The sequence below is a fragment of the Wenzhouxiangella marina genome, assembly GCF_001187785.1.
Classification (GTDB): Bacteria; Pseudomonadota; Gammaproteobacteria; order Xanthomonadales; family Wenzhouxiangellaceae; genus Wenzhouxiangella; species Wenzhouxiangella marina.
Genome location: NZ_CP012154.1, coordinates 915,860 through 933,902, shown reverse-complemented (window position 1 = coordinate 933,902; position 18,043 = coordinate 915,860). Strand labels below are relative to the sequence as shown.

The window sequence follows — 18,043 nt, the reverse complement described above, 5'->3', positions numbered from 1 at the left end:
AGCCGCCATGACTTGCGCAAACCGCGACCACCAGGCGCTGCAAGGAGCTGTTCGACGATCCCTGCGAGCGACCGCTTCACGATCGCTTCGAGCCTCGAGCCCGATGCGCCGTCAGAGCGGTCGGCACCCGCCGCTCGGGCTCTCGAAGCGATCACAGAACAGGGCATCCAGGATCGGCACCTGACCGAGGCCACAACCGGATTGCTCGGGATCGACCTCGCAGGCCACCAGGCCCGGCGCCGGGCGCGTGCTGTCACCGATGCTGCCGAGCACGGGCACCAGCAGGCTGCCGGCCCATTCGACCTGGAAGTCCAGGGACAGCTGGCCGGTCTGGCCGACGCCGACACCCGAGGCACCGGAGCAATTGATCGTCTGACCCATGGCCGGATCGCCGCTGGCGGTGCAGCCGATGGCCGGGTTGGCGCCGATGGTCTGGATGAACTCGAAGCCCGGCGGCGCGGCAATGTCGAGGTTGAGCGGGCCGGCCGTCGCCTGGCCCTGGTTGCTGTACCGGATGAACACCCTGCCCGTCTGACCCGGGGTGAAGGCATCGGGGTCGGGCGAGATCTCGACGAACTCCATCCGCGCCTGCGGCGGGCTGCCGGTGGGGATCTGGTAGGTGCTGCAGCCGATCGGCGGCTCGGCGACCAGGCAGTCCTCGAAATCCGCCGGCCCCGGCTGGTAGGCGTTCTCGACGATCCCGATCAGGGTCAGGGGGCCGGGCACCGGCGTGTCCAGGGCCAGGTCGACGCGCATGAAGAAGCCGGTGGTCGAGGGCGTGGCGTTGTCACTGAAGCCCGAGCGCGAGCAGGTCACCACCTGGCCCTCGGGCCCCGGCGGCGAGGGGATGCAGCCCCAGAAGGTGGTCGGCCCGGCGCGATCGAACAGGAAGCCCGGCGGCAGCCGATAACGCACGGTGATCGCACCATTGGCAGGGGTAAAACCCTGGTTGAAGAAGGCCGCCTCGATGCTGTTGTCGGTCGAACCGGCGATGAAGGTATTGGGTGAACGCGTCCAGCTGGCCGGGTCGAAGAAGACCTGCGACTCGCGATGCGGCACCAGGCGCTCGACGCAGCCCGTGTCCGACACGTAGTAGCCGCCGGCCGAGGCGTTCGACTCGCAGACCAGCGGATCCGGCAGGGGCACCAGCGCGTGTTCGACGGTCAGGCGCATCAGCGAGTCCCCCGGCACGGGAATGTCACCTGCCACATTGACCCGAACACGAACATTGTTGGTGGGCGAGGAGCTGGTCAGATTGTTGTTGTACTGGCAGGTCAGCGCCTGGCCGACCGCGCTGCAGCTCCAGGCCGAACCGCTGTGGTTGACGAAGGTGAGCCCCTCGGGCAGCGTCGTGCGCACGATCGTCGGCGCCACCGCCGTCACGCCATTGGTCAGGCGCACCTGAAAACGCATTTCCCCATCGCCGCCGGCGCCCTGCTTCCAGGTATCGAAGGTGGCCGGCGTGCGAACACCGACCTCGATGGCCGGCACCGGATCACCCTGCAGCGATTCGGACGCACCCTGCGCCCAGGTGGGCACCATCAGGCAGATCAACGGCAGCAGCAACAATGATTTCATGGTTTCCCCCGGTCATCGGACAGCGGTCGTTCGGATCGCAGATTCTAGCCAGACCGCCGTCCGGAACGCACCCCCCCGAACAAGGGGGGCTGGCCCGTGGTGGACAAGGCGCACCGAGCGCGGGCAGATCGCCCCGGCAATGCTGGTAATCTTTGACACGGCAACCAGGGGAACCGCAGCAATCCATGACCGATCCACAGACAACGCCCAATAAAGCCGTCGAGGCCTTCATCGAACGCTGGCAGAACGGCGGCGGTAAGGAGCGGGCCAACTACCAGCTCTTCCTGACCGAGCTCTGCCAGTTCCTCGACCTGCCCGGCCCGGAGCCGGCCAGCGACGATCCGGCCAGCGATTCTTACGTCTTCGAGCACCGGGTGGACATCCACCACCCCGACGGCAGCAGCACCCGAGGCTACATCGACCTCTACCGGCGCGGGCATTTCGTGCTGGAGGCCAAGCAGGTCAGCGAGCGCCACGAGTCCAGCCGCTGGGACAAGGCCATGCTGCGTGCCGCCGCCCAGGCCGACACCTACATCCGGGCTCTGCCCGGTGAACACGGCCGCCCGCCCTTCCTGCTGACCTGCGACGTCGGCCGCACGATCGAGGTCTATGCCGAGTTCACCCGCTCCGGCGGCACCTACGTGCCCTTCCCCGACCCCCGATCGCACCGCATCCATCTGGACGACCTGCGCGACGAGGCGATCCGCGACCGGATCAGGAAGATCTGGACCGCGCCCGACAGCCTCGACCCGAGCAAGTACGCTGCCCGCGTCACGCGTGAACTCAGCAAGACCCTCGCCCAGCTCGCTCGCGCCCTGGAGCGCGATGGCTATGAGGTCGAGCGCGTTGCGCACTTCATCAAGCGCTGCCTGTTCACCATGTTCTGCGAGGACGTCGACCTGCTGCCCAAGGGCGAGTTCACCGCGCTGCTGACCAGGCTCAAGAAAACACCCGAACACTTTCCCGACGCCATCCGCTCGCTGTGGGAGACCATGAACACCGGCGGCTACAGTGGCGTGCTCAACCAGCAGATCCTGCGCTTCAACGGCAACCTGTTCACGGAGATCAACCCGATCCCCCTGAGCGCCGATCAGATCGCCCTGCTGATCGACGCCGCGAAGCACGACTGGAGCCAGGTCGAGCCGGCCATCTTCGGCACCCTGCTCGAACGCGCCCTGGACCCGGACGATCGCCACAAGCTCGGCGCCCACTACACGCCCCGAGCCTACGTCGAGCGCCTGGTGATGCCCACGGTCATCGACCCGCTTAGAGACGAATGGAAGGACGTCCAGGCCGCCGCGGCAGCCCTCGAAGCCCAGGACAAGCACGACAAGGCCGTCGACGAAATCCGCGCCTTCCACCGCAAACTCTGCGAGATCCGCATCCTCGACCCCGCCTGCGGCAGCGCCAACTTCCTCTACGTGACGCTGGAACACATGAAGCGCCTCGAAGGCGAAGTGCTCGGCACGCTGGCGGATCTGGGCGCCGGCCAGAACCTGCTGGAAATGCAGGGCAACACCGTCGACCCGCACCAATTCCTTGGCATCGAAATCAACCCCCGCGCCGCCGCCATATGTTCAAAAAGTTGTCCAGCGCCCCGAAGGGCTGGGAGTTACTATGCAAGCAGCCTGTTTACATTGTCAGAATCAAGGAACGTAGATGCTAGAGCAGCTTAGAAAGCTAGGGTTTGAGGTGTTGGCGCTGCATCATGCCGAGGCAATTATCTCGAAAGACATGCCCCAGTCAGCGATCGAGATTGAGTCTGTATTGCAGGAAATATCACTTCCCATTGAAGAACTTATTAGAGGGGGAGGTGGCGAAGGAAAGCTCACGCAACGGATCAGACACGCTTTAGCGGACTACGGTTGGGTAAAGCACAATTTTGAAATCAAAAAGACCGTTGACGGGGAAGAAAAAGAATCACTGTCTCACGAGATCGATCACGTTAAGACTTTCGACGGCTGGACTTTTGCGTTGGAAATCGAGTGGAACAACAAAGACCCGTTCTTTGACCGGGACTTGGAAAACTTCAAGCGCCTGCATGCTGATGGAGTTATCTCAGTGGGCGCGATCATCACTCGCGGGAGCTCCCTTCAGAATTCGATGCGCGACCTTGTTACCAGGTTCTCGAGAGACCAAGGATTCTCAGATATTGAGAATTTGCGTGATTACTATAGCCCTACAACAAGACAAATAGAAAAAATCAGGCGCGCAATCAAATCAGCCGACGATTTTCATACAGGCTGGGCAAATGCCTTTGTGTCCGACAAGTTCGGAGAAGCAACGACTCACTGGCGGAAGTTGGAGGATAGAGTTCATCGTGGAGTAGGAAATCCATGTCCACTGCTCTTAATAGGAATCCCTTCTTCCGTAGTCACTTTTTAGTTTGCCAGGAGTTCAGGATGATAGGAAAAGTACATAAGATCACAGAACCTAACCCGTCAAACGATCTGATCAACAAAGTCTCCGGCGAGTATTCAACGATCTTGGCGGACCCACCGTGGCAGTTTCAAAACCGCACGGGCAAGGTGGCGCCAGAGCATCGACGCTTACTACGTTACCCAACGATGGAGCTGAAGGAGATTATGGATTTACCAGTCTCGAGACTGGCGGCAGCGACATCACATCTTTACCTCTGGGTTCCGAACGCGTTGCTTATGGAGGGACTCCGCGTAATGGAAGCTTGGGGATTCACCTACAAGACGAACTTGGTCTGGTATAAGGTCAGGAAGGATGGGGGACCAGACGGGCGCGGCGTCGGATTCTATTTTCGCAATGTGACAGAGTTGATTTTGTTTGGCGTTCGAGGAAGCATGAGAACTCTACCACCTGGCCGTAGTCAAGTGAATTTGCTCGCTACGAGGAAAAGAGAGCACTCGCGTAAGCCCGACGAAGTCTATCAGCTAGTAGAGTCGTGTTCCCCAGGACCTTATTTGGAGCTTTTCGCCCGGTTCAAGCAGCCTGGCTGGCACCAGTGGGGCAACGAAGATGTTGAGGAAAACTCCCTTTATGGCGTCGCTAAGCGAAAAGCTCACAGTGAAGGACAGATGCGGCTTTTAGATACACCCAAGGGTTACAAAGTCAAGTAGCAGCTCCACGAAGATGCCATCGTTGAGAGCCAAGGAAAAGGAGATCCACGAACAGGACCTGGTCTCCGTCCTGCGCGAGCTGCACGACGAGCTCGACCGCGCGGTCTTCCAGACCTACGGTTGGGACGACCTGGCAGAGCAACTCGTCGGCCGCCCCGGCGCCACCACCCCCTGGCCGGAAAAGCCCGAAGACCAGCTGGAAGCCGAAGAAGACCTCCTCCAGCGCCTCGTCGACCTCAACCACCAGCGCGCCGCCGAGGAAGCCCAGGGCAAGATCCGCTGGCTCCGCCCCGACTACCAGGCGCCCGACGAGACCCCGGAACAGACCAAACTCGACACCCACACCGATGCCGAGGCCACCAGCCGTCACCCCGGACCCGATCCGGGGCCCACCAAAAAACTCACCTGGCCAAAAACCCTGCAAGCCCAGATCCGAGCCGTCCGCGACCAGCTCGCCACCACCCCCATGGACGCCCCAACCCTGGCCGCCCAGTTCAAACGCAAACCAGAGAAGAGCGTCACCCAGGTCCTCGACGCGTTGGCCGAGCTGGGCATGGTCGGCTCCGACGACTCGGGCCAATACCGCCTGCGAGAAACCTGATTGCCGCGGCGATGTCGAAAAGAACTGAAGTGTCGCATAATGGCAGCAAGAGTCCCGGAGCACCTTTATGACCCAGCGTTTCACGGCCATCATCGAACGCGAGGACGACATGTATGTCGCGCTTTGCCCGGAACTGGACATCGCCAGCCAGGGTGAATCGGTGTCCGAGGCTCGGAATAACCTCCGCGAAGCGATCGAGCTGTTCCTGGAAGCAGCGTCACCCGATGAAATCCAGAGCCGCCTGAGTGACGAAATCTACATCACCCAGATGGAGGTTGCCGTTGGGTCGCCTTAAGGTCCTGTCCGGAGCCGACGTTTGCAGGATTCTCGAGTCGCGGGGTTTCGAGCAAGTGCGCCAGAAGGGCAGCCACGTCATCATGCAAAGATCCGTAGGCAACTCGTCAATTACCGTACCTGTTCCACTGCACAAGGAACTGAAAGGCGGCACCCTGCAGTCGATCATCCGTCAGAGCAAGCTCCCACGCGAGCTCTTCGAGGCCTGATGCACAGATACGCGATCATCATTTTCTGGAGCGACGAGGACGATGCCTTCATCGCAGACGTTTTGGAACTCCCGGGCTGTCAAGCGCACGGCAGCTCACAGGCCGAGGCGCTGACCAAGGCTCAACAGGCCATCGACCTCTGGCTCGACACCGCTCGAGAGTTCGGAGATCCCATTCCAGAACCCAAGGGTCGCCGCTTGCTGTACGCTTAGCCCGGCACTTTTAGGAGGAACCGTTCCATTTGAGCGAGCTGCACGACGAGCTAGACCGCGCGGTCTTCACGGCCTACGGCTGGGACGAACTGGCCGACCAACTCGTCGGCCGCCCCGGCGCCACCACCCCCTGGCCGGAAAAGCCCGAAGATCAACTTGAAGCCGAAGAAGAACTGCTCCAGCGCCTCGTCAACCTCAACCACCAGCGCGCCGCCGAGGAAGCCCAGGGCAAGATCCACTGGCTCCGCCCCGACTACCAGGCCCCTGACGAGACCCCAGAGCAAACCAAATTGCACACAGGTAAGCGCGACAAACCCGCCAAGCCGGCAGCCGCCGCCCCGAGCACCAAGAAGATTGCCTGGCCCAAGACCCTGCAAGCCCAGATCCGAGCCGTCCGCGACCAGCTCGCCACCACCCCCATGGACGCCCAAACACCGGCCGCCCAGTTCAAACGCAAGCCCGAAAAAAGCGTCACCCAGGTTCTCGACGCCCTCGCTGAGCTGGGTATGGTGAAACAAGACGAGGCTGGCGGTTTCCGGATTCGTGAAAATTGAGGCGGGTATGCTTGAATTGACAAAATTTAACCCACAGGTTAATAATGCGGGTCCAGACGCTCAGCCGTAAAAACTGGCACCTGATCGAAAAAGTCGACGCCAGCGGTTCCGGGCTGGTTTCGGGCTTTCTGACTGGACTGGGCGCCAACAAGCAACGAGAAGCCGCGAGGATGACCGCACTGCTGGACCGTGTCGCCGCCCATGGCCCTCGCCAGGGCACGGCAAAATGCCATCAGATTCAGGGTGAAATCTGGGAATTGATCCACGGCCAGCTACGAATACTGTTTGCCCATGACGGGCATCAATTGATCGTCTGCACCCGCGGATTCATCAAGAAATCCCAGAAAACACCAAAGAAGGAAATCAAGCGGGCCGAGCGGATCCTCAGGGAATTCCGCGAGGCGCGTGACGGCAACGACCTCGAATGGGGCTAAGCCAGACAGGAGAGCAAAGAATGCACCACACTCAGACCAATCCGCTCGACCGATTCCGCGATACGCTCGACTACGAGCTCGCCAATGTGGAAATGGATTTCACCGACTCGCTGGAATCACTGATGCAGCGTCGCGGCGTCAACAAGAGCGAGCTGGCTCGCCGCATCGAAACGAGCCCGGCCTACATCACCAAGATTCTGCGCGGCAGCACCAACTTCACGCTGGAAACGATGGTCAAGCTGGTACGAGCCCTCGACGGCGAGCTGCACCTCCGCGCCTGCGCCAAGGAAGACAAGGCGCGCTGGTTTCATGCGATCCAGCCAGAAAAAATGATGGGTAGCCGCCTAGCCCAAATACCCAAGCCAACACAACGCACTCAATACCGCCTCATCGGATCCTCGGAAGTCGAACATGAACTCGCCGCTACAGCTTGAGCACTACTTCTTCGAGCGCATGCACTGCCTCGCGAAGTCCGACATCGAATTCGAGGATGTGAGGGCCTGGCACGAGGCGGACAGCAGTCGTTTCCAGTTGACCGTCGAACTTGCAACCAATCCAGAAGCGGAGCACCAGTGGCAGGTCAGCGTAGACCTTCGAACCAGCGGCGACTATCCGGCTCCTTCACCCTATGAACTTCGCTTCACCGCAGTCGGATTTTTCGTTGTGGACGAAGATTTCAAGCACGACAACATCGAACATCTGATCCGAGTCAATGGCTCTTCGGTCCTCTACTCCGCCATGCGTGAATTCGTCTCGCTGTTCACTTCAAGAGCGCCCTGGGGCTCTGTCATGCTACCGACAATTAACTTCCGGTTGCTTGCTGCAAAGCCATCCGATGACAATGAAAATGAATGAAATAACGGCCCTTGGACATCCAGGTAATGAGCAACGGAATACGTCCGGGTTCCAGCAATGACTACGATCTACATTCATTCGGGAGCGGAAGAAGATGACGCCGCAATCAACTCGGCCGCTTCGTCGATATGGATGCGCACCATTGCTGGGTCGGTTGCCAGGTAATCCAGGGCCTCTGTAGCCCGTTCACGAAACGCTTCCGCTTCGAGCAGCCCGGCCCTCGCGAGCGATTCGATGTCTGCCCTGTCATGGTCCTGAAAGCGGCCGGTCTTGGTGACCGCAAGGTCCATAGGGTTCAAGAGAAACAAGCGCACACGTCCGTTGGCACTGGAAAAGAGGAATTCTGCGTCGTCGAAACAGTCGGGATGGCGCAAGCCGATATCGATCGTGTAGCTGCCATCCAAAGCCAGCATTCGCTCATCGCCATCCCGATCCTTGTAGGCCACCACCGGGAGGTCTTCGAGAATCAGGGATCGACCGAAGTGCAGATCCGCATCCTCGGAGTACCTTGCTGATTCAGCAGCGGATCCGCCGGCTTTCTGGAGGTGCATGTAGGTGGCGACACCGCCGGCCAGAAAGGCGTCGACCACCTGGTCAGCTCTGACCTGGCGGGCGATCCGATCGACGAGCTCCTGGAGCGCCTGCTGCAGACTGTCCTGCATCAGACGTGGCCGCTCAGGGCAAGCTGGCGGAATCGCCGAATGTCGGCCCCTCGGCTCAGGCCCCATTTGCGGGCCAGGTCATCCATGGTTTCGCTATGGACCGCTTCGTTGGCCCGCAACGGCACCGATTGCCGACGCTCACCAAGCCGGGCCCGCAACCGCGCGGCTTCCTTCAGGAGCTTTTCCCGATGCGGCTGAAACCGCGGCCCCCCAAGCTGAGCGATCAATTCAAGCAGGTAGCCAGCTCGCTGCAGTGCTTCTGGTCTCGAAGTGCGTCCGGTGCGCGGGAGATTTCCACGCTCGATCTGCGCCATCACGGCCGCGAGATCGACCTCCAGTGCCCGCTGATCGCGGTATCCCAGCGGTTGCCGGATCAGGCACTGCCAGTGGTCGGAGCGCTCTTCCCGGCCCTCTAGCTTCATCGTCAGCAACTCCAGCGCCATTTCCGGCACCGGGTTGTCGCCGCTCAGCCAGCGATCAACGGTCGAGTTGCTGTAACCCTCGGCCGAATTCAAGGGCTTGCCCAATAATCGCGCCACATCCCGGCGGCGCAGGGCGTAGCGAATCATCAGTTCTTCCAATTGTGCGTTGCAGTCCATACGGCATTCTACGCATCCAATGCGTATATTTGCAAAAAGGAAAGATCGAGTCATGGAAATACATGGATGGGCTGGCAATCCAGGACAGCGACTGACGGGACGGCAATTCAGGACGGCAATTCAGGACAGCCAGGACCTGATCCGCCAGGACCTGATCCCTGGAACCCAGGGAGACGAACTTGATGCGCATCAGTTGTGCGCATATGTTCCACACATGTTTGTGCCGGGACCGCGCCATGCAAGCTACCAAAAGGAAAGAATCCAGCCGTAAAGCTGCCAATCTGTCGCTTGACAGCGCGCTGCTGGAAGAGGCCAGAGCCCTCGGGATCAATATTTCCCGGTCAGCGGAGGCAGGCATCGCCGAGGCTGTGAAGCAGCACAAGAGGGCGCGGTGGCTACGAGAAAACGCCAGCGCTCTCGCGAGTTCGAACGAATACGTCGAAGCGAATGGTTTGCCGCTGTCCCGCTACCGGCAGTTCTGATGGCCCGCTCTGATCTGTTCAGGAACGAAAACGAAGAGGACTATTTGCTCGACGTCCAGTCAGAGCTCCTGAGCGGCCTAAATACACGAGTCGTCGTGCCGCTGCTGCCCAGGTCTTCAGGCCCGGCAGCTGCCGAGCACCTCAATCCCGTCTTTATCATCCAGGATCAGGAAGTGGTGATGGCGACGCAGTTCATGGCCGCAGTTCCACAGAGCGAATTGCGCACTGCATTCGACAGCCTCGAGGCGAAGCGAGACGAGATCGCGGCAGCGCTGGATACGCTGTTCCTCGGCTTCTGACGGAGGAAACCCGGCAGGCGGCGGCGTCGATTCGCCTTACGCGTTCCTGTAGACGGATCGGCGATGACCGATCTTGACGACGGTGATGAGCAATCTGTCGTCGATGATCTCGTAGAGAATCCGGTAACGCCCCTGGCGAATCCGGTAGCGCTCGAGACCCGAGAGCTTTTCGCAGCCGGCCGGACGTGGATTGCCGGGCAGCGCTTCGATGCGATCGAGGATTTTCCGGACGTCCTTTTTCGGAATGGCGCGGAGGTCCCTGGCGACCGAGCGCTTGAATTCCAGCCTATAGCTTGCCATGCGCTTTCAGATCATCGAGCAGCGCCTCGTAGCTCATCGTCGGCTCGCCGACTCGGTCAGCAAAAGCGGCCAGGTCTTCCTGGTCTTCGGCCAACGCAGCGCGCACAGCATCGTTGACCAGGTCGGAAATCGACCGCTGGGTGTGTGCAGCCTTGAGCCGCAGGGCAGCATGAAGGCCAGGATCGAAGTACACCGTCGAGCGTTTGGTTGCATCGCCCATCGCAATTCTCCACGGGTAGCCGAGAGCAAAGTGGACATTCTAGCGTCATGACGTCCTGATGTCACCGCAGGCGATCATCAGCGAAAGGATCAGGACACTAGGCAGAAGTGCAAACGGAGGCCGCGATTAGGGATCGTCCGGGGCCGGCGACGCGAAGCGGTCGGCAAATACGGCATCCGGGCGACAGGTCACCTGCACATCGGTGATGTCCGCGCCGTTCAGCACACCCTGACCGTTCGTCACGGTGCAGGCCCGGTCGGGATCGGTGGGCTGACTGGCCACGGTGACGGAATAGCTGTTGCCATCGAGCACCGTCGTCGGAAAGGCGAAGGCCCCGTTGGCGCTGATCTCCAGATCGTCACCGCCGTTGTTCTGCAGTACCAGGCCAGTGCCGCCCAGGCCGGAAACCGTGCCGCCGATCAGGTAGCGGGCCAGATCGAAGACGTAGGCGGCGCCGGAGTACGGGGCCGAATCGTCGCTGCCGTCCCCGTTGACGCCGGTGGCTGCGCTGCCCTCGGCCGGCGCACCGACCACCGCCGTCGTGCCGCTGACCGCCGCCGACAGGCCGAAGGCATCGAACGGGCCGGTATTGGACGCCTTGAGGTAGGCCTGTTGCTGCCAGCCAGCACCGCTGCGCCGGAACAGGTAGGCCGCGCCCGAATCGACCGCCGAGTCGTCGTCCTGAGCGCCATCGACGCCGGTGGCGCCGGAGTCCTCGCGCTCGGCTGCGACCACCAGCATGTCGCCGCTGATCGCGACCGACCAGCCGAACTGATCGCCCTGCCCGGTATTGGACGCCTTGAGGTAGGCCTGCTGCTGCCAGACCGTTTCGTTGTCGATTTCGCTGCGCTGGAACACGTAGGTCGCGCCGGCGCCGTTGGCCGAATTGTTGCCCTGCTCGCCATCGAGGCCGGTCGCCTCGCTGTCTTCGCCGGGCGCGCCGATGACGAGGGTATCGCCGCTGATGGCGATCGCGGAACCGAATGCATCGCCCGCGTCGGTGTTGGAGGCCTTCACGTAGGCCTGGGGTTTCCAGCCATTCCAGCGAAAGAAGTCGGGGTCGTGCAGGAACACCCACACCGCGCCGGCCTGGGGGGCGGAATCGTCCCGCTGCGGAGAATCCACGGGGGCGAAGCTATCGCCATTGCCGGGTTCGACACCGGTCCCGCTGCTGTCCTCGTTCGGCGAGCCGACGACGACCGTATCGCCGCTGATCGCGACCGAGTGGCCGAACCGGTCGTCGGAAGAGTTCCAGGAGGGCTTGAGGTAGACCTGCTGCGTCCAGCTGCCTTCATTGCGGACAAAGACGTAGACCGCGCCGGCGTCGTGGTCCGGCGCCCTGTTCCATTGCTTGTTGATGAGATCGTTGGTTATATCCGGCCGGGTGAACGGGCTGTCCTCGAACGGGGCGCCGACCACCAGCCTGTCCCCGCTGATCGCGACCGAGTGGCCGAAGCGGTCGAGCGGGTCGGTGTTCGAGGCCTTGAGGTAGGCCTGCTGGCTCCAGCTCGTGCCGTCGCGCACGAACACATAGACCGCGCCGGAGGCGGGAGCCGCGTTGTCGTCCTGATCGCCGTTAACGCCCCGGGCGCTGCTGCTCTCGGCGTTGGCCCCGACCGCGATCGTGTCGCCGCTGATCGCGACCGACCAGCCGAACTGATCGCCCAGCTCGGCATTGGACGCCTTGAGATAGGCCTGCTGGGTCCAGGTCTGGTCCTCGTCGCGCACGAACACGTAGGCCGCGCCGGCGGCCGTCGCCGAGTCGTCGTCCTGATCGCCGCCGACCCCGGTGGCGCCGCTGCGCTCGAGAAAGGCCCCGACCACCACCGTGTCGCCGCTGATCGCGACGGAGTAACCAAGGGCATCGTTCTGGCCGGTGTTGGACGCCTTGAGGTAGGCCTGCTGTGCGAAGGTGAGGTTGACGGTCCGCGGGTGGGTCGCCGTATGGGCCCCGGCAGCGCTACCGGACACGGCACGGATGGCCTCGGACTGGCGATGCGCTTCGATGCCGGCCCGGATCGCCTGCCAGTCGTTCACGTCAAGACCCGAGGGCAGTCTCACCGGTGCAGCAGACGGGGACGGGTCGGACGGCGCGGTCTCTGCCCAGGCGACCAGCACGGGCAGGGACAACAGCACCAGCGGCAGGATCAGCGATGCCAGCACGTGCCGCAGGGTGTGCTGTGCGGCAAAGGCTGTGTCGGCGAATGTCGGCCGGCAGGCAGGGCGGGGGCGGTGCAGTCTCATGGCTGGTCTCCTGGCACGAAGATTGGCAGTGTCGTGAGGGGATACGACGCGGCCGCGGCGAACCCGCCAGATTTCTTCCCCCGGCGGAAGCTGGGGATCAATCGCCGGCGTCGGAACCCTCGAGGGACGCGAGCAGGTCGAGCGCCGGGGCGGTCGCTGCCAGGCGCTGCTGCAGGATCGGCCGCGCCGCAGCCAGGCGGGCTTCGGCCGCTTCCCGGCGGCCCTCGAGCCGGTCGATGCGCGCCAGGTGTAGTTCCAGCTCGGCGGCCCTGGGGTGGTCCTCGGCCAGGGCGGAACGGTAGCCCGAGCTGGCGGCGCGCAGATGGCCCCGGGCCCTGTCGAGCTCGCCGATGCCGATCAACAGCCGCCCGGCATGGCCGCGCTGGGCCAGCGCGCGCGATCCGGTGGCCGGCTGGTCGGACAGCCAGGCCTCGACCGCGCCGACATAGGCGCGCACCGCTGCGGCGTCGGTGGGCTGCCGTTCGGCCGCGATCCGCAGACCGCGCAGCCGGGCGATCCTGACGTCGGGGTGATCGGGGCCGAGCTGCTGCCGCCGCTGATCGACGACCCTGCCGTTCAATGATTCGGCACGTTCGAACTCACCCAGGGAGATCAGTACCCGGCTCAGATTGTCCTGTGCACGCACGGTGTTGAGGTGCTCATCGCCGAACTTCGCCGCGCGAAGTGCGATCGATTGCTCCAGCAGTCCCACAGCGGTCCGGAAATCCCCCCGATCCTCGTGCGCGGCGGCCAGATTGTTCAGGTAGATCCATTCGCTATCGCCCGGCGCATCGTCCTGATTACGCCGGTCGGCTGTGATGGCACGACGATAGAAGTCGATCGCCTGCCCATAGTCACCGCGGTCGTGCAGCAGGTTGGCCATTTCGTTCGCATTGACGTTGCCGAGTGGATCATCGTCGCCGAACAGCGCCTGCCGAATCGCGATCATGTCGCGCATGGCCTCGGCCGCCTCGTCGAAGCGGCCGAGACGGCGCAGCACCATGCCTCGAACGTGCTGGGTGTTGGCGTAGCTCACATCGAGGCGTCCCCGCAGGCCGAGCTTGAGAGCGAGAGCGCGGTCGAGGAAAGCGAGCGCGCGCTCGGGCTGGCCGTGCCGATCGGCGGCGATGCCCAGCGTATGCAGCGTGGCGGCAACGGCGGTGGAATCCGGCTCGATGCTCTGACGAATTTCGAGCGCGGCCTCGAGGTCGCGGCGGGCCTCGTCGGGCCGGCCGTCTTCGATCGCCCAGACACCCCGGGCGTTCAGCAATTCTGCGCGCAGCGATGGCTCGATCGCCGGTCCATCCTCGAGGTCCGCAAATGCGCTTTCGAGCACGGCGCCCGCCTCCTCCTGCCGACCGTTCCAGGTCAGCACGATCGCCTGCGCGGCCAGCGCCCGGACCGCGGTGCTCGCGTCACCCGCTTCCCGTGCCTGTGCCGCCGCTTCGGCCAGCCGTTCGATCGCGGGGTCGAATTCCTCCAGTGCCTTCCAGGCTTCGCCCAGGGCCAGCTGCAGGCGCGAGTCCAGGGCCGGGTCGTCGATGGCGATGGATCGCTGTTGCCGTTCGCCGGCCTCGAGCATCTCGGCCACCGTCAGATCGCGCCCGCCCGCCGCGCCGGGTCGCGAGGCCTCGATCATCCCGGTCATCATCGTCAACACCTGTTCGGCCTGCGCCGCCGCCCGGCGCGCCTCGGTTTCGGCGGCGCGCGCACGAGCGTTTTCGAGGACGATCCAGACACCGGCGGCCAGCAGCAGCAGCATCGCGGCGGTGCCCGTAGCGAACGCGGCGCGATGCCTGCGCGCGAACTTGGCCAGCCGCCGCAGCGTGCCGATGGCTGCGGCCTGCACCGGCCGATCGGCGAGCCAGTTTTCGAGGTCGTCGGCCAGCGCCCGCGCCCCGGGGTAGCGCTGCGCTGGCTCCGCTTCGGTCGCACGCTCGACAATGGCGCCGAGTTCGGACGGAAGACGGTATCCCGGGCGACCGGCCTCGAGCACGGCCGCGAGCAGGCGGCCGAGGCTGTAGACGTCGGACAGCGTAGTCATGGCGCGCCCTTCGACCTGTTCGGGGCTGGAGAAATCCGGCGTGTAGTAGCGTACCCGCGTGGCGGTACCAGCGGAGGAATCGTCGACGAGCTTGGCGATGCCGAAATCGAGCAGCTTCGGCTCGCCGTCCTTGCCCACCAGGACATTGCCGGGCTTGATGTCCCGATGCACCACCAGGCGCTGGTGTGCCGCCTCGACGGCCGCACAGACCTTGATCACGAGTGCGACGCGCTGCCGATCGTCGAGGTCGCGGTCGCTGCACCAGGCGTCGATCGTCCGACCATCGATCCATTCGATCGCCAGCCACGGCTGGCCGTCCTCGGTACTGCCGCCGTCGAGCAGGCCGGCGATGTTGGGATGATCGAGATCGGCCAGGATCTGTCGTTCACGACGCAGTCGGGCCAGCGCCTCGTCGTCCGGAAAGCCACGCAGTAGCTTGATCGCGGCCAGCGCCTGGTACTCGCCGTCGGCCCGCCGGGCCAGGAAGACCCGACCCATGCCGCCGGACGCGACATGCCGCTCGAGCCGCCACGCTCCGAGCGCCTGGCCGATCCGGCCGCCCTCGGGGTCGTCGGACGCCTCGTCGAGCGCGCGGGCCCCGTCGCGGATGATGCGGCCGATCGCATCCTGTTCGCCGGTAGCGGCCGCGTCCGCATCGAGCAGAGCCAGCACTTCGGTCAGTACCGCCGGATCGTCACCCGCCGCCTCGGCGAGCCAGTCCTGCCGGTCCTCCGCGGGCCGATCGAGCGCGGCCAGAAAGAGTTCGTGGATGCGCCGTTCCCGGTTCATTCGCGCAGCGGTTCCAGCTGGTTCCTCAGCCAGGCGCGACCGAAGCGGAGTTCGCGCTCGACGGTACGAAGCGAGGTCTGCATCAGCTCCGCGACCGTGGCCTGATCGTAGCCGCCGAAGTAGCTCAACTCGATGGCCCGGGCGGCGCGCTGGTGGTGCCGCTCCAGGCGCTCGAGGCAGCGATCGAGGTCCAGCAGCTCACTGTCGATCGGAACCGCGGCGGCTCGGGATTCGTCCAGGGTGACGTTCAGCAGATCGCCGCCGCGCTTCTCCCGGGCCAGGGCCCGGGCGTGATCGACCAGCACCTGGCGCATCACGCGCGCGACCAACGCGTAGAAGTGGCGCCGATGCTCGACCTCGATGTCGGCCCCGTCGAGCTTCAGGAAGGCCTCGTTGACCAGGGCCGTGGTCTGCAGACTGGAGCGGCCCGGCTGGGCGGCGATCTGCCGTCGGGCCAGGCGTCGCAGACGCGCATACAGCTGGGTCATCAAGGACTCGCGGGCGTCCGGGTCGCCGGCGCTCCAGTTGCGGACCAGTTTCGTCAGTTGTTTCGGTTCGTCCAGCACGATATCGACTTCGATGACGGCCCGACCACTATTCTAGTCCCACCGTAAGTATTGCCTCATTGGTTCGCCGGCCCCTGGCCTGCATCAGGGGTCGACTCGCTGCCAGCGCGCCGCCCGCCCGCGGCCGGTGCACTCCAGCCGCCCTTCGTCGCGCAACCGACCGAGCAGGCTGCGCAGTCGTTCCCTCGTCGCATCGGGCATGCGCGCCTGCAGTTCGGCGATCGAAAAGCTCGGCGGCAGCTCCTGAAACACCAGGTAGCGCAGCTGCTGTTCGTCGCCACCGCTGGGCCGGCCGGGCTTGTACGTTCCGGCCACTTCGGCGATGGTTTCCGTCGCCGGCTCCGCCAGCTTGCGAGAGACGGCCTCGAAGAAGCCCTGAGTCCATTGGTTGGCGAATTTTCGGTTGCCGGCAAAGATCATCGGCAGGTTTGCATGCAGGGTGCTCAGCTCGGCCAGGACGCGACCGAGATGGGTCACGGACCAGGCACCGGTTCGCTTGGGTTGCATGAAATCCGCGTACTGCGCCTCGATCACCACCGCCGCATTCGGCCAAGCCGCCAGTTCGGCGAACTGCTGGTGCAGGATCTGGAGATCGCCGACATCACGCAGGAAGTTCTCGAAGGTCTTGCGTTCGACCACGGCCACGGTCTGATCGTCGTGGATCAAGGCATAGTCGCCGACCGGCAGCGATGAACGGCGGGTTTCGGCGCTGGCGAACTTCCAGGGGTAGCGTTCGTTGGCGTCGATGACGACCTCGAGCTCCCGATCGCCGAACAGATTGGTGCGCCCCCGGCTCTTGTGCTGACGCAGGCTCTGCTGGGTGCGGAAGAAGATCTGCTCGTAGTCACCCGGCTGATTGCGGTACGGCTTCCTGAGAAAGAGAAAATCACAGCGCTTCTGTCGGTTGCGATCGAGCACCAGCGACAGTTTCCGACCGAAGCGGCGGATATGGGCCACGCGAACGTCTTCGATCGGCGGCCCCAGCGCATCGGGCGCTTCGCTTTCGCGCAGGCAGAAGACCTGACTCCCCGGACCGGGCCACTTCGACTGGGTGCGAAGGACCAGCACCTCGCGCCCGGACCGAACCAGGGCAAGGCGGAACGGAAAGCGCGCATCGCCCGTTTCGAACAGTCGCCAGCGCGTGTCGTCATCCGACTGAATCATGCGCACATCCTCTGCGGCCGGCCGTTCGAGGTCAAGCCTGAATGGCCCCCTGCCAGAACCGACCCCGGAAGACCGATCCCGGGGAAGCTCAGGCTGGCCCGTAGTCGTAGGGCCCACCCGCTTCCAGCGCTCGAAGATAGGCCGGACGCGAATGGCAGCGATCGACGAAGGCGCGGATGTTCGGGCGCTGCTCGCCGATCAGACCACGGGCATTGGCGGCTTCCAGGGGGAAGCACATCTGCACGTCGGCGGCGCTGATCCGGTCGCCGACGAACCAATCGCGGCCGTCGAGGTGGGATTCCACGAAATCGAGATGCGTGCGGATCTGCGGGTTGATGAAGGCCTTGCCGACCTGGGCGGAGATGCCCTTGGCCAGGGGTTTGATGAGCAGGGGTGACCTGGTGCTGACCATGTCGAAGACCAGGCGCAGCAACAGCGGCGGCATCAGGGAGCCTTCGGCGTAGTGCATCCAGTAGCTGAAGTCCCAGTAGGCGTCCGACGTCGCCGCCGGTGCCCAGCGGCCCTTGCCGTGTTTGCGCGCGAGGTACTCGAGGATGGTGCCCGACTCTGCCACGACACGACCGTCGTCAACCACCACCGGCGACTTGCCGAGCGGATGCACCTTCTTCAGCGATGGCGGCGCCAGCCGGGTCTCCGGATCACGCTCGTAGCGCTTGATTTCGTACTCGGCGCCGAGCTCTTCGAGCATCCACAGCACGCGCTGCGAGCGGGAGTGTTCCAGATGATGTACGGTGATCATGGGGCAGTCAACCTCGGCGGGAGTGAACAGACATTATGGCCGCGCGAAGTGATCCCTGGGCCAAAGCCGCCCCGATGCTCCACACCGC

20 protein-coding genes and 3 pseudogenes are annotated in these 18,043 nt (G+C 63.7%); 13 read left to right on the top strand and 10 right to left on the bottom strand.

Annotated features, from left to right (window positions below; genetic code table 11):
* Positions 1-111 precede the first annotated feature (111 nt).
* Entirely contained in the window at positions 112-1,578 is a 1,467-nt protein-coding gene (locus WM2015_RS04040; protein ID WP_156200834.1) for a hypothetical protein, read from the bottom strand.
* Between the two features lie 185 nt (positions 1,579-1,763).
* Here WM2015_RS04040 and WM2015_RS16125 point away from each other — a divergent pair.
* The 11 genes and pseudogenes from WM2015_RS16125 to WM2015_RS03990 form a co-directional block, all read left to right on the top strand.
* Positions 1,764-3,152 (top strand): annotated as a pseudogene (locus WM2015_RS16125) (type IIL restriction-modification enzyme MmeI); the annotation flags it as partial.
* An 85-nt stretch (positions 3,153-3,237) separates the two neighbouring features.
* The gene (locus WM2015_RS04030) at positions 3,238-3,963 is read left to right on the top strand and encodes a BglII/BstYI family type II restriction endonuclease (protein WP_049724838.1); all 726 of its coding nucleotides are present in this window, start codon (positions 3,238-3,240) and stop codon (positions 3,961-3,963) included.
* Positions 3,964-3,980: 17 nt separating this feature from the next.
* Positions 3,981-4,667, top strand: a complete 687-nt coding sequence (locus WM2015_RS15540; RefSeq protein WP_183971437.1) for an MT-A70 family methyltransferase — start codon at positions 3,981-3,983, stop codon at positions 4,665-4,667.
* Between the two features lie 22 nt (positions 4,668-4,689).
* Positions 4,690-5,268 (top strand): annotated as a pseudogene (locus WM2015_RS15765) (class I SAM-dependent DNA methyltransferase); the annotation flags it as partial.
* Positions 5,269-5,335: 67 nt separating this feature from the next.
* Positions 5,336-5,563 (top strand): type II toxin-antitoxin system HicB family antitoxin, encoded by a 228-nt coding sequence (locus WM2015_RS04020; RefSeq protein WP_049724836.1) that lies wholly within the window; start codon positions 5,336-5,338, stop codon positions 5,561-5,563.
* Positions 5,514-5,771 carry a type II toxin-antitoxin system HicA family toxin gene (locus tag WM2015_RS16335; protein ID WP_281173131.1) on the top strand — a complete coding sequence of 86 codons (258 nt, stop codon included), beginning with the start codon at positions 5,514-5,516 and terminating at the stop codon, positions 5,769-5,771. The genes WM2015_RS04020 and WM2015_RS16335 overlap by 50 nt, the downstream gene beginning before the upstream one ends.
* Positions 5,771-5,983 carry a type II toxin-antitoxin system HicB family antitoxin gene (locus WM2015_RS04010; RefSeq protein ID WP_049724834.1) on the top strand — a complete coding sequence of 71 codons (213 nt, stop codon included), beginning with the start codon at positions 5,771-5,773 and terminating at the stop codon, positions 5,981-5,983. The genes WM2015_RS16335 and WM2015_RS04010 overlap by 1 nt, the downstream gene beginning before the upstream one ends.
* 29 nt (positions 5,984-6,012) lie before the next feature.
* Positions 6,013-6,537, top strand: a pseudogene (locus WM2015_RS15760) (class I SAM-dependent DNA methyltransferase); the annotation flags it as partial.
* Between the two features lie 44 nt (positions 6,538-6,581).
* Positions 6,582-6,971, top strand: coding sequence for a type II toxin-antitoxin system RelE/ParE family toxin (locus WM2015_RS04000; RefSeq protein ID WP_049724832.1), 390 nt, complete (start codon positions 6,582-6,584; stop codon positions 6,969-6,971).
* A 20-nt stretch (positions 6,972-6,991) separates the two neighbouring features.
* The gene (locus tag WM2015_RS03995; RefSeq protein ID WP_049724831.1) at positions 6,992-7,405 is read left to right on the top strand and encodes a helix-turn-helix transcriptional regulator; all 414 of its coding nucleotides are present in this window, start codon (positions 6,992-6,994) and stop codon (positions 7,403-7,405) included.
* Entirely contained in the window at positions 7,383-7,826 is a 444-nt protein-coding gene (locus tag WM2015_RS03990; protein WP_049724830.1) for a protein-export chaperone SecB, read from the top strand. Before WM2015_RS03995 ends, WM2015_RS03990 begins: the two co-directional genes overlap by 23 nt.
* Positions 7,827-7,900: 74 nt before the next feature.
* Here the strand turns inward: WM2015_RS03990 and WM2015_RS03985 are convergent, their stop codons facing one another.
* Both WM2015_RS03985 and WM2015_RS03980 read right to left on the bottom strand, forming a co-directional pair.
* Complete coding sequence (locus WM2015_RS03985) at positions 7,901-8,488, bottom strand: DUF6036 family nucleotidyltransferase (RefSeq protein ID WP_049724829.1); 588 nt, start codon at positions 8,486-8,488, stop codon at positions 7,901-7,903.
* The gene (locus WM2015_RS03980) at positions 8,488-9,057 is read right to left on the bottom strand and encodes a hypothetical protein (RefSeq protein WP_156200830.1); all 570 of its coding nucleotides are present in this window, start codon (positions 9,055-9,057) and stop codon (positions 8,488-8,490) included. The genes WM2015_RS03985 and WM2015_RS03980 overlap by 1 nt, the downstream gene beginning before the upstream one ends.
* A 266-nt stretch (positions 9,058-9,323) precedes the next feature.
* Here WM2015_RS03980 and WM2015_RS03975 point away from each other — a divergent pair, with 266 nt between their 5' ends.
* Both WM2015_RS03975 and WM2015_RS03970 read left to right on the top strand, forming a co-directional pair.
* Positions 9,324-9,569, top strand: a complete 246-nt coding sequence (locus WM2015_RS03975; protein ID WP_049724827.1) for a type II toxin-antitoxin system CcdA family antitoxin — start codon at positions 9,324-9,326, stop codon at positions 9,567-9,569.
* The gene (locus WM2015_RS03970; protein ID WP_049724826.1) at positions 9,569-9,868 is read left to right on the top strand and encodes a CcdB family protein; all 300 of its coding nucleotides are present in this window, start codon (positions 9,569-9,571) and stop codon (positions 9,866-9,868) included. Before WM2015_RS03975 ends, WM2015_RS03970 begins: the two co-directional genes overlap by 1 nt.
* 36 nt (positions 9,869-9,904) lie before the next feature.
* Here the strand turns inward: WM2015_RS03970 and WM2015_RS03965 are convergent, their stop codons facing one another.
* The 7 genes from WM2015_RS03965 to WM2015_RS03935 form a co-directional block, all read right to left on the bottom strand.
* Positions 9,905-10,168, bottom strand: a complete 264-nt coding sequence (locus WM2015_RS03965) for a type II toxin-antitoxin system RelE family toxin (RefSeq protein WP_049724825.1) — start codon at positions 10,166-10,168, stop codon at positions 9,905-9,907.
* The gene (locus WM2015_RS03960; protein WP_049724824.1) at positions 10,155-10,388 is read right to left on the bottom strand and encodes a hypothetical protein; all 234 of its coding nucleotides are present in this window, start codon (positions 10,386-10,388) and stop codon (positions 10,155-10,157) included. Before WM2015_RS03960 ends, WM2015_RS03965 begins: the two co-directional genes overlap by 14 nt.
* Positions 10,389-10,514: 126 nt before the next feature.
* Positions 10,515-12,632, bottom strand: coding sequence for an FG-GAP repeat protein (locus WM2015_RS03955; protein ID WP_082169417.1), 2,118 nt, complete (start codon positions 12,630-12,632; stop codon positions 10,515-10,517).
* 97 nt (positions 12,633-12,729) lie between these two features.
* Positions 12,730-15,465: a serine/threonine-protein kinase gene (locus WM2015_RS03950; protein ID WP_049724822.1), complete on the bottom strand. Its 2,736-nt coding sequence runs from the start codon at positions 15,463-15,465 to the stop codon at positions 12,730-12,732.
* Positions 15,462-16,031: an ECF-type sigma factor gene (locus WM2015_RS03945; RefSeq protein WP_049724821.1), complete on the bottom strand. Its 570-nt coding sequence runs from the start codon at positions 16,029-16,031 to the stop codon at positions 15,462-15,464. Before WM2015_RS03945 ends, WM2015_RS03950 begins: the two co-directional genes overlap by 4 nt.
* 84 nt (positions 16,032-16,115) lie before the next feature.
* Positions 16,116-17,195, bottom strand: coding sequence for an ERCC4 domain-containing protein (locus WM2015_RS03940; protein WP_156200828.1), 1,080 nt, complete (start codon positions 17,193-17,195; stop codon positions 16,116-16,118).
* Positions 17,196-17,283: 88 nt separating this feature from the next.
* On the bottom strand, positions 17,284-17,955 hold the full coding sequence (locus tag WM2015_RS03935) for a glutathione S-transferase family protein (protein WP_049724819.1): 672 nt from the start codon (positions 17,953-17,955) through the stop codon (positions 17,284-17,286).
* Positions 17,956-18,043 lie beyond the last annotated feature (88 nt).